The organism is Thermosediminibacter oceani DSM 16646 (genome assembly GCF_000144645.1).
GTDB classification, from domain to species: Bacteria; Bacillota; Thermosediminibacteria; order Thermosediminibacterales; family Thermosediminibacteraceae; genus Thermosediminibacter; species Thermosediminibacter oceani.
In genome coordinates this window covers 1,653,855-1,680,638 of record NC_014377.1, presented here as the reverse complement: position 1 = coordinate 1,680,638, position 26,784 = coordinate 1,653,855, and the positions used below count along the sequence as shown (strand labels likewise).

Here is a 26,784-nt window from a genome sequence, read left to right as displayed (position 1 = left end):
GGAATTAAAAATGCCAAAAATTTTCCAAGCTAAACTCACAGCCGAAAACCTGAGATTCGGCATCGTCGTCGGCCGTTTCAACGAATTTATTACCGGTAAACTGCTGGAAGGGGCTCTCGACTGCCTGGTGCGCCACGGCGCCGCCGACGGGGCCATCGAGATTTACTGGGTGCCTGGGAGCTTCGAGATACCTCTGACGGCAAAAATGCTGGCCGAGAGCAAGCGCTTCGATGCGGTGATCTGCCTGGGTGCAGTTATAAGAGGTGCAACGCCTCATTTCGATTATGTCGCGGCCGAAGTATCCAAAGGGATTGCCCTGGTATCTCTCGAAACAGGGGTGCCCACCATCTTCGGCGTCCTGACCACCGATACCATAGAGCAGGCGGTGGAGCGAGCGGGCACAAAAGCGGGGAATAAAGGCTGGGATGCTGCCCTGACGGCCATAGAGATGGCTAACCTTAAGAAATTACTACCCCGAAGCGGCGAATAGCCGCTTTTTTTGTTTGACGGGAAGATATTACCAAAAAATATGAGCCCTGAGAGGGAAGGAATTTTGGGATTTATGTCGAAGTAAAAAAATAGTAATAAGGGGTGATTTTAGGTGTTACATATGATCGAGATGGTCGGGGTTTCCAAAGTATACCCGGGCGGTAGTGTCGCCCTTCAGGATATAAGCGTCAAAATCGAAAAGGGCGAGTTCGTTTTTCTGGTAGGCCCTACCGGTGCCGGCAAGTCCACGTTCATTAAACTCCTATTTCGCGAAGAGCTGCCCACCCGGGGGCAGATTTTCTTCAACGGTAAGAACATAACCCGCTTGAGGCCCAACGAGGTGCCGTATCTAAGGAGAAGGCTTGGGGTCGTATTTCAGGACTTCAGGCTGCTGCCTCAAAAGACCGTCTACGAAAATGTCGCCTTTGCTATGGAAGTGGTTGAAGCATCGCCAAGAGAGATAAAAAAGAGAGTGCCCAAGGTGCTTGAAATGGTGGGCCTCTCCCACAAATTAAACGCCAGGCCGCACGAACTGTCGGGGGGAGAACAGCAGAGGGTAGCCCTCGCCAGAGCCCTGGTCAACAATCCGGATGTAATCATAGCCGATGAACCCACCGGCAACCTGGACCCGGATACTTCCTGGGAAATAATGAAATTGCTTAACGAAATAAACAAAAAGGGCACTACCTTGATTGTCGCCACCCATGCCAAAGAAGTGGTAGACGTGATGAGAAAAAGGGTTTTGCAGTTGGAAAACGGCCGTCTCGTCAGGGATGAAGAAAGAGGGGTTTATAGCTGTGAAATTTAGGACTATCCGCTACTTTTTCAGGGAAGCTTTCGTCAACCTGTTGCGAAACGGCTGGATGAGCCTAGCCTCTGTAGGAGCCGTGGCGTCGGCGCTGATAATATTCGGCTCCTTTTTGATGATTTCCATCAATTTCGACCATATAGCAAAAGACGTTGAATCCCAGGTGGAGATCACCGCTTACCTAAATGACTCCGTAAACCAGCTGCAGATCAACCAAATCGAATATCGGATAAAGAGTATTCCCGGAGTGAAAGAAGTTACATTTATTTCGAAGGAACAGGCTCTCGAGGAGTTTAAAAAACAGGTGGGGGAGGAGTTACTGGAGGGTATAGAAAATCCGTTGCCTCACTCCTTCCGCATAAGGGTGGAAAATCCCCAGGAGGTGGTTGATATCGCTTCCCGCACCCAGGAGATTGCCGGGGTGGAGGAAGTGAAGTACGGCAAGGGTGTTGTTGAAAAGCTGTTCAACATCACCTACTGGATGAGATTGCTGGGCCTTGCCATTATGGCGATATTCGCCGTAATTTCGGTATTTATTATATCGAATACAATAAGGATCACTGTTTTCGCCCGGAGAAGGGAAATAAATATCATGAAGTACATCGGCGCCACCGACTGGTTCGTGCGATGGCCCTTCCTCATAGAAGGTATGCTCCTTGGCTTTGCCGGTTCGATGATCGCGATGATTTTCCTTATTAGTGGCTACAATTATTTATATGATACGGTGATGTTGAATATTCCGATGATTTCCCTGCTGCCGATAGAGGAATTTAGCGATTACACTCTAGGATTACTGGCTGTGGGGACCCTGCTGGGAGCCTTTGGTAGCGGATTTTCGATTAAGCGTTTTCTGAGGGTTTAGCCATCGAAGGGAGGTATAGGCTTGGGAGAAATCAAAAACAAAGCTAGGCGCCTTTTTGCGTTGATCTTGGCCGTAATTTTTATACTAGCGGCAGTACCGGCCCTGGCCAAGGACCTGCAGGACCTGAAAAATCAATACAACAATTTGTCGCGTAAGTTACAAGAGGTAAACTATAATTTAAAGAGAGTGGATTCTCAAAGGAAAGATGTAATAAACGAACTCGCCGAAATAGAGAAGGACCTGGAGGCGACGCAGCAAAAACTGGCTGCGGCCGAAGCAAACTTGCAGCTGATTCAGCAAAAGCTCGCTGCTACCCAGCAGGAGCTCAACAGGGCTGAACAGGAGGTTGAGGACCAGAAGGAGAACCTGAAGGCTCGCCTGAAAGCGATGTACATAGCTGGTCCCGTAGATTACCTGGAGGTATTGCTGGCTTCCACCAGTTTCTCCGATTTTTTGACAAGGATTGACGCAGTAAAAAGGATTGTGGACTACGACAAGAGCCTACTGGCGGAATTCAAGGCAAAAAAGGACCTGATAGCGAAGAAGAAGGCGGAGCTTGAGGAACAAAAGCAGGAGATCGCCCGGCAGCACCAGATCATTAACAGACATAGGATGACGATAGCTTCCCGCCAGCAGGACCGCAAGAGATTGTTGGCCAAGCTGGAAGCCGAGAAGAGGGAGTACGAGCGCCAGCAGGATCAGCTGGAGGCGGAATCCCAGAAAATAGCTGAAATGATAAGGCAAATTCAGGCCAGAAACAACAAGGGGTATATGGGAACCGGTGAGTTCCTCTGGCCCTGCCCCAGTTCAACGAGGATTACTTCCGAATACGGCTGGCGCACCCACCCGATATTCAAGACCAGGCGGTTCCACACGGGAGTCGACATCGGCGCTTCCATGGGTGCCAACGTTGTGGCGGCCGATGATGGCGTAGTGATATATGCCGGGTATTACGGCGGTTACGGCAATACCGTTATTGTCGACCACGGCGGCGGCATATCCACCCTGTATGCTCACCTTTCAAAAATACTAGTAAGCGATGGGGAAAAGGTTAAGCGCGGAGACAGGGTGGGTCTAGTGGGCAGCACTGGGTACTCCACGGGGCCGCACCTCCACTTTGAAGTGCGTAAGAACGGTCAGCATGTTAACCCCTGGAATTGGTTAAAATAAGTGATATAAAAGAAAGAAGTTTAATAAATTATAGATAAATGGAAAACAAGATTAAGGTGGGTTAAATATATGCTGACCGATAACAGAAAAAAATTTATCAGTGCGCTTATATCGGCGATTATATCATGCCTGTTGTTTATTGTTGGGTTCTATTTAGGGGCTACTCATGACGTTAAGCCCCTTTCTGCTTTAAAGGAAAAGCAGCCGAAGGAGGTTATTTCCCGGGAAAACATCGAATTTCAGGAGCTCAAACCGGCTATCGATGTGATGAACTACATTCGGGAGAGATACATAAAGGAAGTTCCGGTAGACGTGCTGGTGCAGGGAGCCATCAAAGGTATGGTTCAGGCTCTGGGAGACCCGTATTCCGTGTTCATGGATGCCGATGAATTCCAGGATTTCATGATTTCCGTAAACGGTAGCTTTGAGGGAGTAGGGCTTTCGCTCGACATAGATGAAAAAACCGGCTCAATAATAGTGATAGCGCCGATTGAAGGCACCCCTGCGCATAAAGCCGGAATTCGCCCCCGGGACAGGATAGTAAAGGTGGATGACGTGGAACTCAAGGGAAAGACTCTGGACGAGGCCGTAAAGCTCCTTCGCGGCAGGAAGGGCACCAAGGTTACGGTTTACATAGAGCGACCGGGAGTAAAGAATTTATTGAAATACGAACTCGTAAGGGATGATATAAAGCTGAAGACGGTTAAACGGGATGTGTTGGGAGATGGCATCGGATACGTAAAGATTACATCCTTTGATACTTACACGCCCGAAGAATTCAATGATGCCTTGGTTTACTTACAACAGAAGGGCGTAAAAGCTCTGGTTCTGGACCTTCGGAATAACCCCGGCGGTTCCCTCAGTGCGGCGGCAGAAGTAGCCGACGCATTAATGGGGAAAGGGCTGGTGGTCTTCACCGAAGACAGATACGGTCACCGGTTGGAAGAATATTACTCCGATACGGCTAGCCTTAATATACCGTTGGCGGTACTTATAAACGAGAACAGCGCCAGTGCGGCGGAAATTGTGGCAGGAGCCCTTCAGGACACGGGCAGGGGCGTACTGGTGGGCAAAAAGACCTTCGGGAAAGGTACCGTCCAGGAACTGACACCGCTGAACAACGGTTCCGGACTGAAATTAACTATAGCTAAATATTTTTTACCCAGCGGAAGGAGCATCGACGGAAAAGGAGTTGAACCCAACGTCGAGGTGGCGCAGGGCAAAACGGATAATCCATTCGATTTGCCGCCGGAGAAGGACGAACAGCTGAAAAAAGCCATTGACATATTAAAAACATCCGTCAGAGCGGCTAATTGAGGAGAATAGCTATGTTTCCATTATTCCGCATTCTTGTTTTTATCCTGAAAGGACTGCCCCTTGCGGTGACCAATCCATTTTTCTGGACGGTGCTTCTCATTATATGGCTACAATACAGGAAGTCTGCCGACCTGGAAGAGAGGATGTTCGGAGTCGTAAAAGTAAGCCCGGGGAAAAAAGTGCTTTACGCCGTCTTTTTCGGAATACTGGGAGGTATCGTCGGCAGCTTTGTTATAGTCTTTTTGGGTATCAGCATAACGGAGGCCGGTTTGATTTACGTCTGGCCTCTGGCGATTATTCTCATGCTGATACACCCGCATCTGATGTGTTTTTCTTACGCAGGGGGTATAGTTTCTCTATTTTCTTTACTGTTCGGCTATCCCAGGATAGACGTCGCCGGACTTATGGCACTGGTAGGAGTGCTCCACATGGTGGAAAGCCTCCTCATTTACACAGCGGGCCATCTAAATTCGGCCCCCGTCTTCATACAGGATAAGAAGTACGGCATAGTGGGGGGATTTTCCCTCCAGGAATTCTGGCCGGTTCCGATAATGATGCTGGCGGTTATGCTGGGGCAGGTACCCACACAGGATATAATCAACATGCCCGCCTGGTGGCCGATAATTAAACCTCCTGCCGAAATTCTCGGAAGAAAGGATCTTGTCTATCTCATGATGCCGGTGGTAGCTGCCTTAGGATACGGCGACATAGCTCTTACCAGGCCTCCCAGGGCCAGGAGCAGGGCGTCGGCGTTGAACCTTTTGATTTTCAGCGTGGTTCTTCTGCTTCTAGCAATTATGGCTTCCAGGATCCACGCTTTCAAGTATATAGCTGCCCTGTTCGCACCCATAGCCCATGAAGCATTAATAATTATGGGGCGGAAGAACGAGAGGGAAAGACCGCCGCTGTTTACTCCTCCCACAAGAGGAGTCAGGGTCCTGGATGTATTGAAGGATTCTCCGGCGGAAAAAATGGGAATAGAACCCGGAGATATAATCCTTTCAATAAACGGACGGCAGGTTGAGGATTCGGAAGATATAAGACTGATAAAAACAATGATGCCCACCTATATCTGGCTTGATGTGCTCAAAACCGACGGCAGCTTTAAAACCATGGAGATGAATACATATCTCGACGGAGTAAGCATCCTAGGGGTCCTACTCGTTCCTAAAAGCCAGGATGTGCCTTTTGTAGTGATGGAAGAAAAGGGTCTTTTAGAGGGGTTGAAGAGATTTTTTAGGAAAAGGAATGGATAAGGGAATAAAGCTGTAGGAGGGATTTGCCTGCAGCTTTTTTTTTTACCATTTTTCCAGCAATTATGTATAAACTGTGGTAAAATGAGCAAAAATATTAATGAAAGAGGGGAGGTAGATTGGAGGTCGTAGAGAATTAACAATAAAAATTAAGAAAATTATAAGATATTTATAACTTACATACTTGATTAATTTTTTAACGTCTGATATAATATTTGTGAAAGATATAACAGTCTCAACATCACGAAGGAGGGAAAAAATGACGCGGCAGCAGTACTTAGAGAGGGAAAGAGACATGCTCCTCAGGGCTTACCTTACCGCTTCTGAAGAAGAAAAGCGTGAAATTATGTTGAAAATAATGAACATAGACACCATACATGATGACAAGGATACTTATGGGCAAAGGTCCAACGGATTTTTTACCCGCCGCCGGAACAAGATAATTTACGTCAACTGACATATCGAAAACGGAGAGGAATGTTAAATCCTCCTTTTTTTTTATGTCCTGGAAATACTAAAATTTAAGGAGTATAAAATCTGAACCGCAGGGCTTATTTTTAATGGTAAAAAATATTCATTTATTGAAGTTTTTCGTTGCATTATAATTATTAAAGCGAGATATCGACATATTACGGCAAAATTAGACGCAGAATGGTACGAAAATTGCACCATATATTGATGCAAAAGTTTTTTCGGAGGTTATCTTAGATATGATAGAGGCTAACGCCAGAAGTGCCTACGCAACCTTTGACATACCGCTTGAGAGCATCCTGGAGAATATAAACGAGGGTATCTGTGTAATTGACCGCTCGAGGCGCGTTATATACTGGAACAGACAGGCCGAAAAGCTCTACGGCATAAAAAAAGACCAGATTCTGGGCAGGGATATAGTGCAATTTTTCCCCAACGCCCTGGCGCTCGAGGTGCTGAAAACGGGAAAACCCATAGAATATGTTGAACACAGGCCTAGAGAAGGCAACGTGGTCGTCATCAGCTCAATACCCATAAAAAAAGACGGTGAACTTCTGGGCGTGGTATCCATAGACCAGGATATAACCGAGATAAGAAAGCTCAGCTACGAGTTGCAAAAGGCAAGAAATAGGATCCAGTATCTGGAATACGTCGAAGAAGAGATCAAGAAACTGCATCGGGATTTCAATTTTGAAAACATCGTTTATAAGAGCAAGACCATGTACGATCTGATTCTGCTCGCAATGAAGGTGGCCGAAAGCGACGCTTCGGTACTGATTCAAGGCGAAAGCGGTACCGGCAAGGACCTGTTTGCCCGCGCCATACACCAGGGCAGCCAGAGAAAAGATAAGCCTTTTGTAGTAGTGGACTGCAGTTCTATACCGGAAAGCCTGCTGGAAAGCGAGCTTTTCGGTTATGAGCCTGGGGCTTTCACCGGCGCCCAGAAAAAGGGTAAACCGGGGAAATTTGAGCTAGCTGAAGGCGGAACTGTCTTCCTTGACGAGATAGGTGAAATGCCTTTGGAAATGCAGTCAAAGTTGCTTCGGGTGCTGGAGAATCGAGAATTTTACCGGGTCGGAGGTGTAAAACCGGTAAAGGTAAATATAAGGATTATCTCGGCTACGAACAGGGATCTCGCGGAAATGGTAAAACAGGGGAAATTCAGGGAGGACCTCTTTTACAGGCTGGATGTAGTCTCGCTGAAAATACCACCGTTAAGGGAGCGCCCGGAGGATATACCGGTACTGATAGATTATTATTTGAAAAAATATTCGGTGGAAAATAAAAAAGTCATCGACAGGATAGAACCCGCCGCCGTGGAGATGTTGCTCAATTATCCCTGGCCCGGCAATGTCAGGGAATTAAAAAATGTGGTCGAAAGGCTGGTAATACTGGCTGAAGACGGATCGATCCTGGCGGAACACCTACCTCAGTCTATAAAGAAATATTTTGAAAATACCACCAGAATTACTGATAAAGACCGATTCATGAAATTGGAGCAGGTAGTGGCCGAGGCAGAGAAGAAGGCTATCACCCACGCCTTGAAGATGACGGGGAATAATAAGGCCAAGGCCGCTGAAATGCTGGGCATTCCACGCAGCACCCTTTATTACAAAATTAAAACATTAAAAATAGAATGTCCAACCGATTGACATGCGTCAGCAGGTTGGACATTTTTCGTGATAGTAATCACAAATGTTTGAAATTGATTGCGGTAGATTTTTATCAAAAGGTGTCGGTACATTGTACATACTATATTTCATCTCCTAAGCATAATAGGCTTGTTAATTGTCGATATTAACTAATGAAAGCCGCTCAGAAAAGCTTTTGTCTAATTTTAGCGAGTATTGGCACGAAAATTGCAATAACATTGTTACCACATTCACAAAGGAGGTGATTGCGCGTGGAGTATAAATTGAAAATACCGTTGCAACAGCATATAGGAGCGCCCTGCAAACCCGTCGTCAGTGCGGGTGAAAGGGTAAAAAAAGGCCAGTTAATAGCCGCTCCGGAGAAATTGGGGGCCAACATACACGCCAGCCTCAGCGGCGTGGTGACGGCAGTAACCGGCGAGTATATAGAAATAGAGCCCGATAAAGAGCAACCCGAGGATTACGTGCCTATCAAGGAAACCTCCAGCATGCTTGAGGCGATCAAAGAGGCGGGTATAGTTGGTATGGGCGGAGCCGGGTTCCCCACTCATGTAAAGATGGATGTCGATTTACAGGGTGGCACTGTTATTGCCAACGGCGTGGAATGCGAGCCGCTGCTTTCTCACAATGTACGGCAGATGGAGCAGAACCCGGAAATCGTCTACCGTGGGCTGAAATACGCCATGCAAATAACCAATGCTTCCCGCGGCTATATAGCCATTAAGGCTAAAAACAAGAAAGCCGTAGAAGCCATGAAATCGGTGATCGACGATCCCAGGATAGAAGTGAGGGAAATGCCCGACATTTACCCGATGGGGGAAGAAAGGGCGCTGGTCCGGGAAATTCTGGGACAGCTTTTGAGGCCCGATCAGCTGCCATCGGCGGCTCGAGCCGTTATTTCAAACGTGGAGACCCTTTCCCGTATCTGCGAGGCGGTAGAAAAGAGGAAACCGGTCATATCGAAAAACGTCACAGTGATCGGCCGGCTGAAGAGCGGCCGCCAAGCCCGCGTATTTTTCGATGTACCCATCGGAACACCAATTGCTGAGCTGATTGAGAAGGCCGGGGGTTTTGAGGGGGACTTCGGGGAAATAATAATGGGAGGCCCCTTCACGGGCAAAGCCGTAGATCTGGACTGTGTTGTCACCAAGACAACGGGAGGTATAATAGTCACTGATCCACTGCCCCGGGAGAAGAGAAAAGCCGGGCTCCTCGTCTGCGGCTGCGGTGCCAATGAGGCAAGGCTTCGGGAAGTAGCCGAAAAGATGGGGGCCTGCGTTGCCGGAGTTGAGCGCTGTAAGCAGGTAGTTGACGTCAAGGGAGGAATTAAATGCGAGAATCCCGGAAACTGCCCGGGACAGGCTGAAAAGATCCTGAAGCTAAAGAAAATGGGAGCAGACGTACTCATAGTAGGGACATGCAGTGACTGTACCAACACCGTAATGGGTGTTGCACCGAAACTTAAATTGCCCGTTTACCATCATACCGATCACGTGCTCCGCACGGTGGGTCATCCGCTGGTGCGCAGGCTTAAAAAATAAGAAAAGGAGGTAGAGATTTATGTCCATCACTCCGGAAACCGCCAATCAGCATAAAAATGACCCGGCAGTCGTTTGCTGTCTTACCCACGAAGGAACGATCATCAGCCCGGCAGACCTGGAGGATCCAGCCATATTCCCTGACCTGGAGGACTCGGGCTTGCTCACCATACCTGAAAACGTTCTTACCATCGGCCAAGTTCTTGGAAAAAAATTGATAAAAACCATCGACGCCCTGACGCCTATTACCCCCGACATGATCGAGGGTGGTCTGGATCAAGGGGAAAAGCCTGAGGTAGTAGAGGAAGCTGAGATGGTGCAATCCGGAGCCGCCCAGACCGTAACGGGTGCCGGCAATGTGATAAGGATCCACATTGAAGAGGGTAAGGGAATTAACCTGGAGATTCCCGCCATCGTAACTGCAGCAGGGACCGCCGAACCTGCCGCAAAACCGGTGGAGGGAGCCCAAGAGGCTGTAAAACCCAGAGTGGAAGACAGGGTAAGGAGAACCCTTCTGATGCGGGAATTTGAGGTTAAAGAGGTAAGACTCGGAGACGAGACTTCCTTTGAAAACGGAGTCCTTACGATCAGGAAGGGCCTCGTTGAAGATGCGCTGAAAGCCGATCCTATCGCCAAGAAGATGGAGATAGATATAATAACGCCCGATAATAAAAATGTATTTACAAACACCATTATGGACGTTATACCGATTGCCACAAAAGTTGAGGGTTCCCTTGGCGAAGGTGTCACCCACGTTATGTCCGGTGCCGTCGTAATCCTCACCGGCGTGGATGAGAGCGGCATCCAGGTGCACGAATTCGGATCCTGCGAGGGAATTATCGGCGAAAAAGTGAGGTTCGGCAGGCCCGGATGTCCCGATGAAAACGATATAATGATCCGTATCCATGTGACGATACAGGCTGGAACGGGTATGGAGAGGAAAGGGCCTTATGCTGCTCACAAGGCCTGCGATGCTGTAATTCAGGAAATCCGTGAAGTGCTGAAAAAGAAACCTGCTTCCGAAGCCGCCAGGGAAATCGAATACAAAGACGTGGAAAGGATCGGCAGGCCCAGAGTAGTCATTGTGAAGGAGATCATGGGCCAGGGCGCAATGCACGACAACGTCATCCTGCCGAAGGAACCGGCCGGAGTGCTGGGTGGAAGGCCCAACGTAGACCTCGGCAACATCCCGGTGGTGCTTTCCGCCAACGAGGTAAGGGACGGCGGAATCCACGCCCTCACCTGCATAGGCCCCGCCTCCAAGGAGAATACGCGTCACTATTTCAGGGAACCGCTGGTAAACCTGGTAGCTGACGACGAGGAAGTAAACCTGGTAGGCGTGGTATTCGTGGGTAGCCCGCAGGTAAATGAAGAAAAGTTCTACGTATCGGAGCGCCTTGGAGCCCTCGTGGAAGCGCTGGGCGTTGACGGCGCCATCGTAACTACCGAAGGTTTCGGAAACAATCACATAGACTTCGCTTCCCACATCGAGCAGATAGGCAAGAGGGGCATTCCCGTTGTAGGCGTGACTTATGCCGCTTACCAGGGTCAGCTCATCGTGGGCAACAAGTATATGGACGCCATGGTTGAACTGAATAAAGACCCCAACGGTATGGAGTCCGAGATACTGGGCGACAATACCCTGACGAAGGAAGACGCCGTAAGGGCTCTGGCCATGCTCAAGGCTAAAATGGCTGGTGCAGAAATTAAACCCGCGCCGAAAAAGTGGGATCAGTCGGTAATCGAGAACAACCAGAAACTCGTCGAGAAAGCTTAAGGGAGAAAGAGAATGGAAATATACCCCGAAGCCCGGCCCGTAAAGGGAAGGATTATAGAGGTTACCGAACGCGATGTTAAGATTGAATTTTACGGCCGCATGGGGATGCTGAGAATCCCGCTCCGGATGCTTATCTGCGATAAGCGTCCGGAGGTCGGCGATGAAGTCGAACTCATGATGAGCTACGTCAAACTAAAAAATGATGGGAGGTAGAATAAATGAAACTAACGGTTGTGCAAGGGCTGCAATCGGAAATTTACGTTCCGATAACCCCGCCCCCTGTTTATACGCCGTTTACAAAACAGCTCAGGGACTGCACCGTGGCTCTGGTGTCCGCTGCAGGAATTCACATGAAATCCCAAAAGCCGTTTAACCTGGCAGGGGACTTCACCTTCAGGGAAATACCCGGAGACACGCCGTCCTCCGAGCTGATGGTAACGCACGGCGGATACGACAACACCGACGTAAACAAAGACATCAACTGCATGTTCCCCATCGACCGCCTGAGGGAACTGGCAAAGGAAGGCTTTATAAAGGCGGTTGCTCCCGTCCATGTTGGATTTATGGGCGGTGGCGGAAATGTTAAGAAATTCCAGGAAGAAACCGGTCCCCAGATCGCCGAAGTACTGAAAAGGGAAGGAGTTGATGCGGTCGTTCTGACCGCCGGGTGAGGGACCTGTCACCGCTCTGCCGTGATTGTGCAGAGAGCAATCGAAAGCGTAGGGATTCCCACGGTACTGATTGCCGCGCTGCCGCCGGTGGCGAAGCAGCAGGGGTCCCCGAGAATAGTCGCTCCGATGGTGCCCATGGGTGCCAACGTGGGTGAACCCAACAACAAGGTGATGCAGACCGCGATATTGAAGGATGCCCTTAACGCTCTGGTCACAATAGACTCTTACGGAAAAGTGGTAAACCTGCCTTACGAGTACAAGGCAAAGATATAAAACCTTTCCGCCGGTGGGCCAAAAAAACTGCCTGCCGGCGGAGGATAAATTCCTCAACCGATAAAAAGGGGGTGAGAAAAGGAATGTTCAAAATATCGGTCAAACAGGCCAAAAGCATAACGATGGAAATGCCGGAAAAATTAGCACAGATGGCACTGAGAGAAAAGCCACAGCAGAGTAAATCGAAAGCAGTAACCCCACTGCCTAAAGAAAATGTTTTACGTACCCTAATTTGGCGCGAATTTTCAGTAAACAATGTACAAATTTCTAATAATACCAAAATTGTCGACAACACCCTTTATCTGGATGGGGCTTTAGCCCAGCAAGCGCTTAGTATTAACCCACTTGTGAAAAAAGTAACTATAGATGTGATAAAACCCGGTCAGCACGATGTTTTCACGAATACCATAATGGATATTATGCCCATAGCTACCAAGGTTGAGGGTAAAATGGGCGAGGGGATAACTCATTGCCTGCGGGGTGTGGTAGTCTTTCTGACAGGAATCGACGAGGCCGGCAGGCAGATAGCCGAATTCGGCTCATCCCACGGTATTTTAAAGGACAAGGTTGCCTTTGGCATGCCGGGGACGCCCAAAATCGATGAGATTGTGCTGAGGATCGATGTAGTTATAGAAAAGGGAGCGGGAATGGAAAGGCGGGGTCCCCTGGCGGCGCATCAGGTCTGCGACTGGATTTTAGACCATATAAGGCGGGAACTGAAAAAAATGCCCCCCCAGGAGGCCGTCTTTACGCAGGAATTCAAGGATATAAGGCGTGAAGGCAGACCGAAAGTGCTGATCGTTAAGGAACTGGGCGGCCAGGGTGCCATGCATGAAAAAATCATCATGCCGTCGGAACCCGGAGGAGTAAGGGGTGGAAAATCGATCATCGATCTCGGGAACGTTCCGGTTATACTTACTCCCAATGAGGTAAAGGATGGCGGCATACATTCTATGACTTAGGGGGTGACAAAAATGGGAGTAGGCCCTTCGACTAAAGAAACTACGTTGCATCATATGAGAGATCCGTTGGTAGAAATTGTGCAGAACGACAAGGATGTGGATCTGGTAGGAATAGCCGTTGTAGGAAGCCCCCAGGATAACCTGGAGAAGTTCTACGTAGCGAAAAGGCTGGGTATGCTGGCCGAAGCCCTAGGAGTCGACGGAGTGCTGATTTATGCGGAGGGATTTGGAAACCAGCACGTGGATTTCGCTGCCCATATCGAGGAGCTGGGTAAAAGGGGAATTCCCGTCGTAGGTCTCACCTTTGCGGGCAACGGTCTTGTGGTGGAAAACGAGTATATGGAGGATATAATCGACCTGGACAAAGCCGGCCAGGGCATGGAGACAGAAGTTGTCGGGCAAAATTGTGTTGTCAAAGCGGATGCGGTAAAATCGCTAAAGATTTTAAAGCAAAAAATGAAAAAGAAAAGGGGATGATATAAAATGAGATTCAGCAGGTATATAATCGCAGTGGACTCCCACACCATGGGAGAGCCGACAAGGGTAGTAGTCGGGGGTATTCCTCACATTCCGGGAAGGACTATGGCCGAGAAAAAAGCATATCTGGAGCAGAACATGGATCATATCAGGACCGCGCTCATGCATGAGCCCCGGGGACACAGGGATATGTTCGGTTCAATAATTACTGCCCCGGTGAACCAGGAGGCGGATTTCGGAATAATATTCATGGACGGCGGCGGTTATCTCAACATGTGCGGCCATGGGTCGATCGGTGCGGTCACCGTTGCAATAGAAACTGGGATGGTAAAGCCCTTATCGCCTGTGACCCACGTAAAGCTGGATACTCCTGCGGGGCTGATCGAAGCGCGGGCTGAGTTATCGGATAACATCGTAAAATCCGTTACTATAAAGAATGTTCCGGCATTCCTATACGAACCCGACGTTAAAATCGATGTGCCGGGAATAGGTGAAATTACCGCCGACATTTCCTTCGGAGGCAGCTTCTTCGCAATAGTCGACGCCAAACAGCTTGGAATAAAAGTGGACCCCTCCAATATCGACGATTTAATCAAGGCCGGAATGGCGATAAAGAGAGCCGCGAACGAACAGATTAAGGTTCAGCACCCGGAAAAGGAGCATATAAAGACCATTGACCTCGTGGAGATTTACGATGAAACGGAAAATCCGAACGCTCATTTAAAAAATGTCGTCATTTTTGGAGATGGACAGGCCGACCGCTCTCCCTGCGGTACCGGTACCAGTGCCAAAATGGCAACCCTTTACGCTAAAGGTAAGCTATCTTTGAACCAGGAATTCTTTTATGAGAGCATCATAGGCACAGTATTTAAAGGCAAGCTGGTTGCCGAAACCCAGGTGGGACCTTACAAAGCCGTTATACCCGAAATAACCGGAAGCGCTTATATCACAGGATTTAACCAGTTCGTCATCGACCCCGAAGACCCCGTAAAATACGGTTTTCTTTTAGGAAAGCCCGGATCGGGCGAATGCTGCAAAATGAATTAATTTAAGACGTGCTATGAAAAGTCAATAGGCTAGAGCAAAAATTTCTTGACAATCACATAGAAATTCTGTTCACGCATTTTTGCCGGGAGGAGACCATTGATAATCCGGGTCATACGGCCGGTTATCCTTCCAGAGAGAGTAGATCAGGTGAACAAGTTTTCTTGCAACGGCTCCTGTAGCAACATTCGAGTGCTTTCCCTGGCTGCGTTTTTGCTCATAATAAGCCCTCAACTCCGGGTTAAAACGGCGGGCTGAAACAGCGGCTAACCACAAGCTGTTTCTTAAAACAGGGGAACCGCGTTTAGACATACGGTTACGAGTACCCTCAAACAATCCTGAAGCCCTGACTGTAGCATCTAAACCGGCATAAGCTACGAGAGCCCGGGGGTTAGGGAAACGAGAAATATCACCTATCTCACCGATAATTGCGGCAGCCAGGACAGGGCCAATACCTGGAATAGTTTCAATTACGTGGCGATAAGGGGTATCCTTACTAGGACGAAGCTCCTCCATAACCTCGTTAATTGCATCTTCAATAACCTTTATCTGTTCTTCAATAAATTCAATTTGCTCAACCAACAAACGAAGCTGTAATGTGAAAGCGTCTAAAGCCATGGTGATACCGAAGGTCCCCTTAGCCAGAGATTGAATCTTTTTAGCTCTTTCTTCACCGAACCGACCGCGGGAATGTTCTTTCAGGAAAGCAGATAACTCTGAAAGGTCCACTTCGGCTAATTCTTCCGGCTCCGGGTAAGATTTAAGCAGCTCCCTTGAAGTCCGGATAAACACATCGGAGAAGCAGTCTGGGTATTCAGGGAAAATCCTATCCAAAATACCAAGCACCCTGTTCTTAAGGCCACCGACCTGGCGTACGAACTCAAAGCGGAGTCGGGAGAGCGACTGCAATTTGAGGGTTGTTTCGGAAGGGAGTCTGGTCTCGGGGGCTCTTCCCAATCGCAGCAAGTCAGCAAGGAGCAGAGCATCTTTTTGGTCGGTTTTAGTTTTACGCACATAGAGATTCCGCAAAGCATCCGACTGAATGGGATTGATGACATGAAGTTCAAATCCCTGGTTAGTGAGGTAGCAGTAGATAGGGAGCCAGTAATGGCCGGTAGCCTCTAAGCAGAACTTTACGTCATCAGGCTTTAAACCGAGTCTTTCCAATGCCTGCAAAAGCTTATTCATTCCTTTATGGTTATTGTCTAGATGCATTTTTAAGACTATATCACCGGAGTCGTTTACGAGGCATACTTCGTGACTGTGTTTAGCCACATCAATACCGCCATAGAACATGATTTACATCCTTGCTTTCACTGAATTAGGCAGGGTTCCCGCAATCCTCTATAAGTCTCAACCTTGCGCGTAACTCGAGGCATGCAGCAAGCTACATCCGCAACGTGCTCATTCGAGACATCTCATAGAGGAGGGGCTTCACTCTTAATTTCGGGACAGCGAAAGAGCTTCCCAAGGAGGAAGATCGAAGTCCCCTGCCGCTACGAGAAATATTAGCTAAGTTTTATCAGAATTCCTGTGTGGTTGTCAAAAAACTTTGAATGACCCTTAATTACATTATTAAAGCTAACTATATTGTACAAGGAGGGGAAATATGACTCAGGCAGTACTTTCGGTTCTCGGACTGCTCACCCTCGGATTCTCTTATGTATTTTTCAAAGATACGGTGAAAAACAAGCATACGTTTTCCGACGCCAGTTGGGCAAAACTTTCTCTGGTGGGATTTATCGTGAACTTCTTCGATACCCTGGGCATAGGCAGTTTCGCTCCCACCACCGCATTTTTTAAACTGATGAAGCTCGTCCCCGATAAATTGATACCCGGCACGCTGAACGTAAGCATGACAATACCCGTTGTTCTTGAAGCACTGATCTTTATAACAGTAATTCAAGTAGAACCTATCACCCTCATATCAATGCTCGCTTCGGCGACCCTCGGCGCCGTTGTCGGTGCCGGTATAGTTTCCAAACTGCCCGAGAAAAAAATCCAGATCGGTATGGGTATTGCCCTGCTGGTGGTGGCAATGATTTTCCTGGCAGGCATGTTCAACCTCATGCCCGTCGGCGGTGAAGCCATAGGTCTTACCGGAACCAAACTTATAATCGGTGTCGTGGGCAACTTCATCCTCGGCGCCCTGATGACAATAGGCATCGGTCTCTACGCACCGTGCATGGCTTTGGTTTACGCCCTGGGTATGAGCCCGAGGGTAGCTTTCCCGATAATGATGGGTTCCTGTGCTTTCCTCATGCCAGCTGCTTCGATCAAATTCGTACAGGAAGGCGCATACGACAGGAAGGCCTCCGTTGCGATAACAATCGCCGGGACCATCGGCGTTCTAATAGCGGCATACATCGTAAAAACCTTGCCCCTTAACCTGCTGAAGTGGCTCGTGGTTTTCGTAATAATTTACACCGCCATCACAATGCTGAGATCGGCCTTTAATAATCAGGTGGCTAACGAATAAAACTTTATTTTCAGGACCCTGGGAGAGATTCAGGGTCCTGAAAAATTTTTATGGAGGGAAGATGAGTAGAAAAAGGTTGCTTGCTACACGTTTTTGGATTTATATCTGCTGATATGGGTTAGGCTATCGGTACCGTAACGTGTGTCGCTTTTATAAAACCCGATTTCGGCAAATTGGTCAGCGGTAAGGTATTGATGCTGGGGAAAGTCTGGTGAGAATTCGCATACTTTTTGAAATTTAGTTTTACGGGCCTAGCAGAAATAAAAACTGCGCCGTTACAGGGGGCAGTTTTTTCTTTATAAGTAAAGCGGCTTTATCTGACGTGCCTGCTTCTAATGAAATTTTACAGAGAGATTTACTCTTTTTGATTTTGATATTATAATTATATAATATTAGACGTCTAAATAATATTCTTGGAGGAGAATGTATGGAGGTTATCGATCCTAACTCACTCTACAGCCTTTTTTTGAAGGTAAGCCGGCTCCATTATTTAATGACCCGTGAACTTTTAGAAAAAATCAATATTTATCCCGGCCAACCTCCGCTGCTTCTAATTCTTTATAAACATGGCGGGCAAAGTCAAAGGGAACTCGCAGAAAGGTTGAAGGTTAAACCGGCGACCATTACGGTAATGCTAAACAGAATTGAAAAAGCCGGTTTGATTGTGCGAAAACAGGATGATAACGATCAGCGGATCTCAAGGGTGTATATTACCGAAAAAGGAAGAGAGATATGCAGTAAGCTCCGCGAAATAATTTTAACCATTGATAGAGAATGTTTTAAAGATTTTAACGAACAGGAAAAAGAAACTCTTGCAATGCTATTTCAGAAAATGACTATTAACTTAGAAAAAGCCTTAAATAACCAGAGGGTGAAATAATGATAAAACTGCTGAAATTTTTAAAACCCTATAGAAATTATGTTATAGTTTCTTTAATTTTAATCTTTTTTCAATCTATTTCAGAACTATACCTGCCCAATTTGATGTCAGATATAGTAGATATAGGAATTGTAAAGGGTGATATAAGATACATTTTGCAAAAAGGAGAAATAATGCTGCTTGTAGCAGCGGGAGGGACTGTATCTGCTATTGTTGCCAGTTATTTATCCTCTCAAGCTGCAATGGGATTTGGGAAAATATTAAGAAATAAAATTTTCTCCCAAGTAGAAAATTTTTCATTACAAGAATTCGATAAATTTGGTACCGCATCGTTGATTACCCGCACGACAAATGACGTTAACCAGATTCAGATGGTGATCATGATAACTCTGCGCATGGTGGCAAGGGCACCTTTAATATGTATAGGCGGTATAATATTGGCGGTATCAAAGGATGCGAGACTTTCGTTGATTTTGTTAATCACTGTCCCTATACTTGCCTTCTTGGTTTTTGTTCTATATAAAAAGGCAATGCCGCTTTTTGATGCCATCCAAAAGAAAATCGATAGGGTGAACCTTATACTGCGTGAAAATCTTACAGGAATAAGGGTTATCCGGGCATTTAACAAAATTGAATATGAAAAGAAAAGGTTTAACGAGGCCAATATAGATTTGACTAATATGTCAATTAAGGTAAATAGAATAATGGCTTGGCTTATGCCTGCAATGATGCTGCTGTTGAATTTTACTATAATAGCGGTTATCTGGTTTGGAGGAATTAGGATAGATAAAGGAACGATGCAGGTAGGCGATTTGATGGCTTTTATTCAGTATATAATTCAGATCATGTTTTCACTTATAATGGTTTCAGTGGTTTTCGTTATGCTTCCTCGCGCTTCGGCTTCTGCTTTGAGGATAAATGAAGTGCTGGAAATCGTGCCTAAAATAAAGGAGCCCGAGAAACCAGAAGAAATAAAAAATATCAGAGGTGTAATTGAATTCAAAGATGTTACCTTCAGTTATCCGGGAGCTGATGAGCCTGCATTGAAAAATATTTCTTTCAAGGCAGAACCCGGGAAGTTAACTGCAATTATTGGCGGGACCGGTTCGGGTAAGTCTACTGTTTTGAATCTTATTATGAGATTTTACGATGCAGACAGTGGAAGTATTTTGATCGATGGTGTGGACATAAAACTTTTACCTCAAACAAAATTGAGGGACATGATAGGATACGTGCCGCAAAAAGCTGTATTGTTTTCTGGTACGATCGCTGACAATATCAGATTTGGTAAAAACGATGCTGCCGATGAACAAATAAGGAAAGCTGCTTGTATTGCTCAGGCTACCGAGTTTATTTTTCAGATGAAAGATGAATTTAATTCGGAAATTTCCCAGGGAGGTAAGAACCTTTCGGGGGGCCAGAAGCAGAGATTAGCTATTGCCAGAGCTGTAGTAAAAAGGCCGAAGATTTATCTTTTTGATGATTGTTTTTCCGCCCTTGATTTTAAAACCGATGCGAAAGTCCGGGCAGCATTAAGAGAGGAAACGAAAGACGCGACTGTCATCGTAGTGGCGCAGAGAGTGGCGACGATTATGGATGCTGACCAAATTATTGTACTGCAAAAAGGGGAAATAGCAGGAATCGGGACGCATAAACAACTGCTGAACACCTGCCAGATATATCGCGAAATAGTTTTATCTCAGCTTTCAGGGGAGGAATTAATATGAGTGCCGGGCCAGGCGGACCTGTTTTTACCGGGAGAAGGCATGGTGGAAGGGGATTCGTCGGTGGGCTACCGATGGTGAGGCCCGCGGAAAAACCGAAGGATTTTAAAGGGACTTTGGGAAGGCTTATAAAATATCTAAAACCCTATGCTTTTGAATTTTTCATTGTTCTTATCCTGGTATTACTTAGCACTGTATTTAATATATTAGGTCCCAAAATAATGGGTGAAGCTACGACCAAACTTTTTGAAGGTTTGATTGCAAAAAGGATGCATGTGCCCGGTGCTAAAATCGATTTCGAGTATATAGCAAAAATTTTATTTATTTTAGCCGGCCTTTACGCTTCAAGTGCTCTGTTTACCTATATTCAGCAATATATAATGGTGAGTATTTCCCAAAAAACGGTTTTGAAAATGAGAAACGATGTTGTGGAAAAGCTTTCCAAGCTTCCGCTCAAATATTTTGATTCGCGAACCCATGGCGAAATACTGAGTAGGATTACGAATGACATTGATAATGTAAGCAGCACTTTACAGCAGAGCATTATCCAGCTGATTTCTGCTGTTGTTACAATTATAGGTATCGTTGTAATGATGCTTACAATAAATCCGGTTTTAACTCTCATTACTTTTGTGACATTGCCTTTAAGTATTATTGCAACGATGTCAATAGCAGCGAAATCTCAAAAATTATTTGCAAAACAGCAAAGGGTTTTGGGTGAATTAAACGGCCATGTGGAAGAAACTTACGGAGGCCATAATATTGTAAAAGCCTTTAATCGAGAAAAAGATGTTCTAAAAATTTTTAATGATATAAACGAAGAACTTTATAATGCTGCCTGGAAGGCTCAGTTTATGTCGGGTGTTATAATGCCCGTTATGAACTTTATTAACAATATTGGCTATGTAATTGTTTGCGTCGTGGGAGGGATTTTTGTAATAAAGAAGATTCTGGAAATAGGGGATGTTCAGGCTTTTATACAGTATTCGAGACAGTTCAATCATCCCATAACTCAGACTGCAAATATAGTAAATATTATTCAATCGACGATTGCCTCCGCTGAACGGGTATTTGAAATACTGGATGAAGAGGAAGAAGTTCCGGATAAAGCAAAGTTTTTCTTGAATGATATAAAGGGAAAGATAAAATTTGAAAATGTAAAGTTCAGTTATAAACAAAATATGCCCTTGATAGACAATTTAAATATTGAGGTAAGCCCCGGGCAGACAGTAGCAATAGTAGGCCCAACCGGTGCGGGGAAAACAACCCTTGTAAACCTCTTGATGCGTTTTTATGAAATTCAGGATGGAAGAATCACTATCGATGGAGTGGATATAAGAGACATAAGTCGTGCCAATTTAAGAAAAATATTCGGGATGGTACTGCAGGATACTTGGCTTTTCAGTGGTACTATAAAAGAAAATATTGCTTACGGAAAAGAAGGTGCTACCGATGAGGAAATTATAAAAGCTGCAAAAGCGGCTCATGCTCACCACTTTATTAAAACATTACCCGGTGGTTATGATACGCTTTTGAATGAAGAAGCTTCAAACATTTCCCAGGGGCAAAAACAGCTGATTACTATAGCCCGTGCTTTTTTAGCGGACCCGGAGATCCTCATTTTAGATGAGGCGACGAGTAATGTGGATACCCTGACGGAAATTTACATTCAAAAGGCTATGAAAAACCTTATGAAAGGGAGGACGAGTTTTGTCATTGCCCACAGGCTATCCACTATAAAGGATGCTGATATTATTCTCGTTGTAAATAATGGGAAAATCATAGAAAAGGGTACTCATAAGGAACTTCTGGATAGAGGTGGTTTTTATGCGGAACTTTATAAAAGCCAGTTTTTGGGGGCTATCTAATCTGTTGTGAAGAAAAATTCACAAACATAGTTTTGGGGATTGGCTTTCTTCCCTGTATTAATTATGATATAATTTTTAAAGTAAAATCGATGAAGAAGGTGATCTTATGGGGGAGTTTCGGGTTGTTTCAGAATTTACTCCCAAGGGAGACCAGCCTAAAGCCATTGCCGCGCTGTCCGAAGGGATCAGGAAGGGTTACAAATTCCAGACGCTGCTGGGGGCCACCGGCACAGGTAAGACCTTTACAATAGCCAATCTCATAGAGAAGGTACAAAAGCCCACTCTCGTAATAGCTCACAACAAAACCCTGGCCGGGCAGCTCTGCAGCGAGCTCAAAGAATTTTTTCCGAACAATGCCGTCGAGTATTTCGTCAGTTACTACGACTATTACCAGCCCGAGGCATACATCCCCCAGACCGATACTTATATAGAAAAGGACGCTTCTATAAACGACGAAATAGACAAGCTGCGCCATTCGGCTACCGCCGCATTGTTCGAGCGCAGGGATGTGGTGATCGTGGCGAGCGTCTCGTGTATATACAGCCTTGGTTCCCCGGTGGATTACGAGAACCAGGTGATTTCCCTGAGGCCCGGTATGGTAAAAGACAGGGACGAGATCATCCGGAGGCTGGTGGAAATCCAGTATACCCGGAATGAGTTCGAATTCAGCCGGAACACCTTCCGGGTGCACGGGGATATCCTTGAAATTTATCCGGCATCCTTCACGGAAAGAGCCATAAGGGTGGAATTTTTCGGCGACGTCATCGACAGGATAACCGAGATAGACACCCTCACCGGGGAAGTGATGGGTGAGAGGACCCATGTTTCCATTTTCCCGGCTTCCCACTACGTCACTCCGAGAGACAAGCTGGAAGCCGCAATCAAATCCATAAAGGAGGAACTGGAGGAAAGGCTGGCCGAACTGAGAGCTAAAGGGAAGCTTTTGGAAGCAGCCAGGCTCGAGCAGCGCACCAATTACGACATAGAGATGCTCAGGGAGACCGGTTACTGCAAGGGCATAGAAAACTATTCAAGGCATCTTACCGGGAGAAAACCCGGTGAACCTCCTTTCACGCTTCTCGATTATTTTCCCAGGGATTACCTCATAATAATAGATGAATCCCACGTCACCATACCCCAGCTACGCGCCATGTGGGCGGGAGACAGGTCCCGGAAGGAAGCACTGGTAGAACACGGTTTCAGGCTGCCTTCGGCCTTCGACAATAGACCTCTCACCTTCGAAGAGTTCGAGGAAAGGATAAATCAGGTCATCTTTCTCTCTGCAACACCCGGCCCCTATGAGCTGGAGAAGAGCTCCCAGGTGGTCGAACAGATCATAAGGCCCACGGGTCTGGTAGACCCGGAGGTGGAAGTGAGGCCCACGAAGGGGCAGATCGACGACCTCATCGGGGAGATAAGAAAAAGGGCCGAAAAAGACCAGCGAGTCTTGGTCACCACCCTTACAAAGAAGATGGCCGAAGACCTGTGCGATTACTTAAGGGAATCCGGGATAAAAGTGAAATACCTGCATTCTGAGATCAACACCCTGGAGAGGCTCCAGATTTTACGCGACCTGAGGCTTGGAAAATTTGACTGCCTGGTTGGCGTCAACCTCCTCAGGGAAGGCCTTGATCTCCCTGAAGTTTCGCTGGTGGCCATCCTCGACGCCGATAAGGAAGGGTTTTTGCGGTCGGAAACTTCGCTCATCCAGACCATCGGCCGCGCGGCGCGCAATGCAGAGGGTAGGGTGATAATGTACGCCGATACGATAACCGAATCAATGGCCAGGGCAATAAGTGAAACCAACCGCCGCCGCATGATACAGATGGAGTACAACAGGAAGCATGGCATAGTGCCTACGACCGTCAAAAAGGGAATCAGGGAAATGATCGAGGCCACAAAAGCCGCTGAAGAGAGAGCCGATTACCTGCCTGAAAAGGACCTGGCCAGGATGAGCAAGAAAGAGCTGAAAGCTTATCTTGACAAGCTGGAAAAGGAAATGAAGCAGGCTGCCAGGAACCTGGAGTTTGAAAGGGCGGCCCAGCTCCGCGATATAATCTTTGAAATCAAAGCCCAGGCTTTCAGCGTGGTTAGAGACCGCAAGACGGTTTCAAAAAGCTAAAAGGGTTGTGATGCTCATGTCCAAGGATAAAATAATCGTAAAAGGTGCAAGACAGCACAATCTGAAAAATATAGACGTGGAAATCCCCAGGGATAAGCTGGTTGTCATAACGGGCATTTCGGGTTCGGGTAAATCCACCCTCGCCTTCGATACGATTTACGCCGAAGGTCAGAGGCGGTACGTGGAGTCCCTATCTGCCTATGCCAGGCAGTTTTTGGGCCAGATGGATAAGCCCGACGTGGATTATATAGAGGGGTTGTCCCCGGCTATATCCATAGACCAGAAGACCACGAGCAAGAACCCGCGTTCCACCGTAGGAACGGTTACGGAAATTTACGACTACCTAAGACTCCTTTTTGCCCGGATCGGTAAGCCTCACTGCCCCAGGTGCGGTAGGGAGATATCGCAGCAGACCGTAGACCAGATGGTGGACGCGGTGATGGAACTGCCAGAAGGTACCAGGATACAGGTGCTATCACCCGTGATCAGAGGCCGGAAGGGCGAACACCTGAAGCTCATCGAACAGATAAAGAAGGACGGTTTTGTCCGCATAAGGGTTGACGGGGAAATCAGAGAAACCGCAGAAGAAATCAAACTGGACAAGAATAAAAAGCACAACATCGATATAATCGTGGACAGGATAATTGTAAAACCTGGAGTGGAATCCAGGCTGGCCGATTCCATAGAGACGGCTCTAGCCCGGGCGGGAGGGCTGGTGGTCATAGATGTTATTGGAGATAAAGAAATACTTTTTTCCCAGAATTTTGCCTGCCCGGACTGCGGTATAAGCCTTGAGGAACTGTCACCCAGAATGTTCTCCTTTAACAGCCCTTACGGCGCCTGTCCGGCCTGCAGCGGTCTTGGGGTGAACATGGAGATTGACCCGGACCTGGTTATACCGGATAGGTCCAAGTCCGTGGCCGAAGGTGCCATAGTGCCCTGGAACAGCAGCCCCGACGGCTATTATTTCCAGATGCTGCAGGCGGTACTGGAACATTACGGCTACGATGTGGAAACTCCTATCGAGAAAATGGACGAGCGCATGATAGAAATACTGCTTTACGGGTCCGATGAGGTCATAGACTTTTACTACGAGAGCCGTTACGGCAGCTCAAGGCATTTCAGGGGATACTTCGAGGGCGTGATAAACAACTTAAAGAGGCGTTACGAAGAGACGGATTCCGAATGGTCCCGGGAAGAGATCGAGGAGTTTATGAGTACCAGGCCGTGTCCCGCGTGCAAGGGGGCCAGGCTGAAGCCGGAAAGCTTGGCCGTGAAGGTGGGCGGTCTTTCCATCGCTCAGGTTACAGCTTTCTCCATAAAAGATGCCATGGACTTTTTCAACAACCTGCAGCTCACCGAAAAGGAGCGGCTCATCGCCCACCAGGTGTTGAAGGAAATTAAAAGTAGGTTACAGTTTTTGATCGACGTAGGTCTGGAATATTTGACCCTGGACAGGCCCTCGGGGACCCTCTCCGGTGGCGAGTCGCAGAGGATAAGGCTTGCTACCCAGATAGGCTCCAGACTGGTGGGTGTCCTCTACATCCTGGACGAGCCTAGCATTGGCCTGCACCAGAGGGACAACGAACGGCTGATAAAGACTCTTAAAGAGCTCAGGGATCTGGGAAACACGGTTCTGGTAGTCGAACACGACGAGGATACCATGAGGGCCGCCGATTACATTATCGACATAGGTCCGGGGGCCGGGGAAAATGGCGGGAGGGTCGTTGCGGCAGGGCCGGTTGAAGTCATCGAAAAGTGCGAAGAGTCCCTTACGGGACAGTATTTAAGCGGCAGGTTGACCATACCGGTGCCTCCTGTGCGGAGGAAGCCCGACGGCCGGTGGATCGTCCTTAAGGGCTGCCGGGAGCACAACCTGAAAAATATCGACGTTAAGTTCCCCGTGGGCCTTTTCACCTGTGTTACAGGGGTTTCCGGCTCCGGAAAAAGTACCCTCGTGAACGAAATCCTCTACAAGGCTCTGAGGGAAAAGCTATACAAGGTAAAAACCAGACCCGGGGATTTTGACGATATTGAAGGCGTCGAATATGTGGACAAAGTGATAAATATAGACCAGTCGCCCATCGGCAGGACCCCGAGGTCCAACCCGGCCACCTACACCGGAGTGTTCAACGATATCCGGGAGGTTTTCTCCCTGACCCCGGAGGCCAGGATGAGGGGCTACAAACCAGGCAGGTTCAGCTTCAACGTAAAAGGTGGCCGCTGTGAAGCGTGCAAGGGCGACGGTATTATAAAGATAGAAATGCACTTCCTGGCGGACGTCTACGTGCCCTGCGAAGTATGCAAAGGCAAGCGCTATAACCGGGAAACCCTGGAAGTGAAATATAAAGGGAAAAGCATAGCCGATGTGCTGGACATGACGGTGGACGAAGCCCTGGAATTTTTCCAGAACATCCCCAAAATCAAGCGTAAACTGGAGACCCTGAGGGATGTGGGGCTGGGATACATCAAACTGGGCCAGTCCTCGACGACGCTGTCGGGAGGTGAAGCCCAAAGGGTCAAGCTAGCCACCGAACTTTCTAGGAAGAACAACGGCGGCACGGTGTACATCCTGGACGAGCCCACAACGGGACTCCATCCGGCGGATATCAAGAAACTGCTGGATGTGCTCCACAGACTCGTAGAAAGCGGCAGCACGGTCATAGTCATAGAACACAACCTGGATGTAATCAAAACGGCCGATTATATAATAGACCTGGGGCCCGAAGGGGGAGACGGGGGAGGAGAAGTTATAGCTCTGGGTACCCCCGAGGAAGTGGCGGCCAACGAGAGGTCTTACACAGGGTATTTTCTCAAGAAGGTTCTGGGGATGCACGAAATGAAAAAGGTATCTTCGGCCGGTTAAACTTCATGTTGATGAATAAAAAAGAGATCCCACTTTTTCAAGTGGGATCTTTACTTGTATTTGTCCGCGCACGGTAGCATC

At 47.4% G+C, this 26,784-nt stretch carries 20 protein-coding genes and 1 pseudogene; 20 read left to right on the top strand and 1 reads right to left on the bottom strand.

Annotation, left to right across the window (positions count from 1 at the left end; genetic code table 11):
* Positions 1-10: 10 nt before the first annotated feature.
* The 14 genes and pseudogenes from ribH to TOCE_RS08410 all read left to right on the top strand — a co-directional run bounded on the left by ribH (position 11) and on the right by TOCE_RS08410 (position 14,767).
* The gene (gene ribH, locus TOCE_RS08485) at positions 11-490 is read left to right on the top strand and encodes a 6,7-dimethyl-8-ribityllumazine synthase (RefSeq protein WP_013276450.1); all 480 of its coding nucleotides are present in this window, start codon (positions 11-13) and stop codon (positions 488-490) included.
* A 120-nt stretch (positions 491-610) separates the two neighbouring features.
* On the top strand, positions 611-1,297 hold the full coding sequence (gene ftsE / locus TOCE_RS08480) for a cell division ATP-binding protein FtsE (protein WP_013276449.1): 687 nt from the start codon (positions 611-613) through the stop codon (positions 1,295-1,297).
* The gene (gene ftsX / locus TOCE_RS08475) at positions 1,287-2,159 is read left to right on the top strand and encodes a permease-like cell division protein FtsX (RefSeq protein WP_041423914.1); all 873 of its coding nucleotides are present in this window, start codon (positions 1,287-1,289) and stop codon (positions 2,157-2,159) included. Before ftsE ends, ftsX begins: the two co-directional genes overlap by 11 nt.
* 21 nt (positions 2,160-2,180) lie before the next feature.
* Entirely contained in the window at positions 2,181-3,329 is a 1,149-nt protein-coding gene (locus TOCE_RS12790; RefSeq protein ID WP_013276447.1) for a murein hydrolase activator EnvC family protein, read from the top strand.
* A gap of 69 nt (positions 3,330-3,398) precedes the next feature.
* On the top strand, positions 3,399-4,646 hold the full coding sequence (locus TOCE_RS08465) for a S41 family peptidase (protein WP_013276446.1): 1,248 nt from the start codon (positions 3,399-3,401) through the stop codon (positions 4,644-4,646).
* 11 nt (positions 4,647-4,657) lie between these two features.
* Positions 4,658-5,902, top strand: a complete 1,245-nt coding sequence (locus TOCE_RS08460; protein ID WP_013276445.1) for a PDZ domain-containing protein — start codon at positions 4,658-4,660, stop codon at positions 5,900-5,902.
* 256 nt (positions 5,903-6,158) lie between these two features.
* On the top strand, positions 6,159-6,356 hold the full coding sequence (locus TOCE_RS08455) for a hypothetical protein (RefSeq protein WP_013276444.1): 198 nt from the start codon (positions 6,159-6,161) through the stop codon (positions 6,354-6,356).
* Between the two features lie 253 nt (positions 6,357-6,609).
* A complete protein-coding gene (locus tag TOCE_RS08450; RefSeq protein WP_013276443.1) occupies positions 6,610-8,022 on the top strand; it encodes a sigma-54 interaction domain-containing protein in 1,413 nt (470 codons plus the stop codon).
* Positions 8,023-8,273: 251 nt separating this feature from the next.
* Positions 8,274-9,563 carry a proline reductase-associated electron transfer protein PrdC gene (gene prdC / locus TOCE_RS08445; RefSeq protein WP_013276442.1) on the top strand — a complete coding sequence of 430 codons (1,290 nt, stop codon included), beginning with the start codon at positions 8,274-8,276 and terminating at the stop codon, positions 9,561-9,563.
* A gap of 19 nt (positions 9,564-9,582) precedes the next feature.
* On the top strand, positions 9,583-11,337 hold the full coding sequence (gene prdA, locus TOCE_RS08440) for a D-proline reductase (dithiol) proprotein PrdA (RefSeq protein WP_013276441.1): 1,755 nt from the start codon (positions 9,583-9,585) through the stop codon (positions 11,335-11,337).
* A gap of 12 nt (positions 11,338-11,349) precedes the next feature.
* Positions 11,350-11,550, top strand: coding sequence for a CBO2463/CBO2479 domain-containing protein (locus TOCE_RS08435; protein ID WP_013276440.1), 201 nt, complete (start codon positions 11,350-11,352; stop codon positions 11,548-11,550).
* A 5-nt stretch (positions 11,551-11,555) separates the two neighbouring features.
* Positions 11,556-12,281 (top strand): D-proline reductase (dithiol) protein PrdB, encoded by a 726-nt coding sequence (gene prdB, locus TOCE_RS12785; protein WP_083768500.1) that lies wholly within the window; start codon positions 11,556-11,558, stop codon positions 12,279-12,281.
* Positions 12,282-12,364: 83 nt separating this feature from the next.
* Positions 12,365-13,720: pseudogene (locus TOCE_RS13000) on the top strand (glycine/sarcosine/betaine reductase component B subunit).
* A gap of 6 nt (positions 13,721-13,726) precedes the next feature.
* The gene (locus TOCE_RS08410) at positions 13,727-14,767 is read left to right on the top strand and encodes a proline racemase (RefSeq protein ID WP_013276435.1); all 1,041 of its coding nucleotides are present in this window, start codon (positions 13,727-13,729) and stop codon (positions 14,765-14,767) included.
* Positions 14,768-14,836: 69 nt separating this feature from the next.
* Here the strand turns inward: TOCE_RS08410 and TOCE_RS08405 are convergent, their stop codons facing one another.
* Positions 14,837-16,060, bottom strand: a complete 1,224-nt coding sequence (locus TOCE_RS08405; protein WP_013274925.1) for an IS110 family RNA-guided transposase — start codon at positions 16,058-16,060, stop codon at positions 14,837-14,839.
* Positions 16,061-16,373: 313 nt separating this feature from the next.
* On the opposite strand from TOCE_RS08405, the gene TOCE_RS08400 reads away from it, so the two are divergent.
* From TOCE_RS08400 to uvrA, 6 genes are all read left to right on the top strand, one after another.
* Positions 16,374-17,243, top strand: coding sequence for a sulfite exporter TauE/SafE family protein (locus TOCE_RS08400; RefSeq protein WP_013276434.1), 870 nt, complete (start codon positions 16,374-16,376; stop codon positions 17,241-17,243).
* 427 nt (positions 17,244-17,670) lie between these two features.
* Complete coding sequence (locus TOCE_RS08395) at positions 17,671-18,123, top strand: MarR family winged helix-turn-helix transcriptional regulator (RefSeq protein WP_013276433.1); 453 nt, start codon at positions 17,671-17,673, stop codon at positions 18,121-18,123.
* The gene (locus tag TOCE_RS08390; RefSeq protein WP_013276432.1) at positions 18,123-19,850 is read left to right on the top strand and encodes an ABC transporter ATP-binding protein; all 1,728 of its coding nucleotides are present in this window, start codon (positions 18,123-18,125) and stop codon (positions 19,848-19,850) included. Before TOCE_RS08395 ends, TOCE_RS08390 begins: the two co-directional genes overlap by 1 nt.
* The gene (locus TOCE_RS08385) at positions 19,847-21,715 is read left to right on the top strand and encodes an ABC transporter ATP-binding protein (RefSeq protein ID WP_013276431.1); all 1,869 of its coding nucleotides are present in this window, start codon (positions 19,847-19,849) and stop codon (positions 21,713-21,715) included. The genes TOCE_RS08390 and TOCE_RS08385 overlap by 4 nt, the downstream gene beginning before the upstream one ends.
* A 106-nt stretch (positions 21,716-21,821) precedes the next feature.
* A complete protein-coding gene (uvrB, locus tag TOCE_RS08380; RefSeq protein WP_013276430.1) occupies positions 21,822-23,837 on the top strand; it encodes an excinuclease ABC subunit UvrB in 2,016 nt (671 codons plus the stop codon).
* Positions 23,838-23,853: 16 nt separating this feature from the next.
* Entirely contained in the window at positions 23,854-26,703 is a 2,850-nt protein-coding gene (uvrA, locus tag TOCE_RS08375) for an excinuclease ABC subunit UvrA (protein WP_013276429.1), read from the top strand.
* Positions 26,704-26,784 lie beyond the last annotated feature (81 nt).

What these genes read in the sequence shown, in the direction of transcription:
- TOCE_RS08455 (WP_013276444.1), top strand. Translation starts at nt 6,159, where the DNA reads ATGACGCGGCAGCAGTACTTAGAGAGGGAAAGAGACATGCTCCTCAGG.
- TOCE_RS08465 (WP_013276446.1), top strand. Translation starts at nt 3,399, where the DNA reads ATGCTGACCGATAACAGAAAAAAATTTATCAGTGCGCTTATATCGGCG.
- uvrA (WP_013276429.1), top strand. Translation starts at nt 23,854, where the DNA reads ATGTCCAAGGATAAAATAATCGTAAAAGGTGCAAGACAGCACAATCTG.
- TOCE_RS08395 (WP_013276433.1), top strand. Translation starts at nt 17,671, where the DNA reads ATGGAGGTTATCGATCCTAACTCACTCTACAGCCTTTTTTTGAAGGTA.
- TOCE_RS08385 (WP_013276431.1), top strand. Translation starts at nt 19,847, where the DNA reads ATGAGTGCCGGGCCAGGCGGACCTGTTTTTACCGGGAGAAGGCATGGT.
- TOCE_RS08435 (WP_013276440.1), top strand. Translation starts at nt 11,350, where the DNA reads ATGGAAATATACCCCGAAGCCCGGCCCGTAAAGGGAAGGATTATAGAG.
- TOCE_RS08405 (WP_013274925.1), bottom strand. Translation starts at nt 16,060, where the DNA reads ATGTTCTATGGCGGTATTGATGTGGCTAAACACAGTCACGAAGTATGC.
- uvrB (WP_013276430.1), top strand. Translation starts at nt 21,822, where the DNA reads ATGGGGGAGTTTCGGGTTGTTTCAGAATTTACTCCCAAGGGAGACCAG.
- TOCE_RS08450 (WP_013276443.1), top strand. Translation starts at nt 6,610, where the DNA reads ATGATAGAGGCTAACGCCAGAAGTGCCTACGCAACCTTTGACATACCG.
- TOCE_RS08400 (WP_013276434.1), top strand. Translation starts at nt 16,374, where the DNA reads ATGACTCAGGCAGTACTTTCGGTTCTCGGACTGCTCACCCTCGGATTC.
- TOCE_RS08390 (WP_013276432.1), top strand. Translation starts at nt 18,123, where the DNA reads ATGATAAAACTGCTGAAATTTTTAAAACCCTATAGAAATTATGTTATA.
- prdA (WP_013276441.1), top strand. Translation starts at nt 9,583, where the DNA reads ATGTCCATCACTCCGGAAACCGCCAATCAGCATAAAAATGACCCGGCA.
- TOCE_RS08460 (WP_013276445.1), top strand. Translation starts at nt 4,658, where the DNA reads ATGTTTCCATTATTCCGCATTCTTGTTTTTATCCTGAAAGGACTGCCC.
- TOCE_RS08410 (WP_013276435.1), top strand. Translation starts at nt 13,727, where the DNA reads ATGAGATTCAGCAGGTATATAATCGCAGTGGACTCCCACACCATGGGA.
- ftsE (WP_013276449.1), top strand. Translation starts at nt 611, where the DNA reads ATGATCGAGATGGTCGGGGTTTCCAAAGTATACCCGGGCGGTAGTGTC.
- ribH (WP_013276450.1), top strand. Translation starts at nt 11, where the DNA reads ATGCCAAAAATTTTCCAAGCTAAACTCACAGCCGAAAACCTGAGATTC.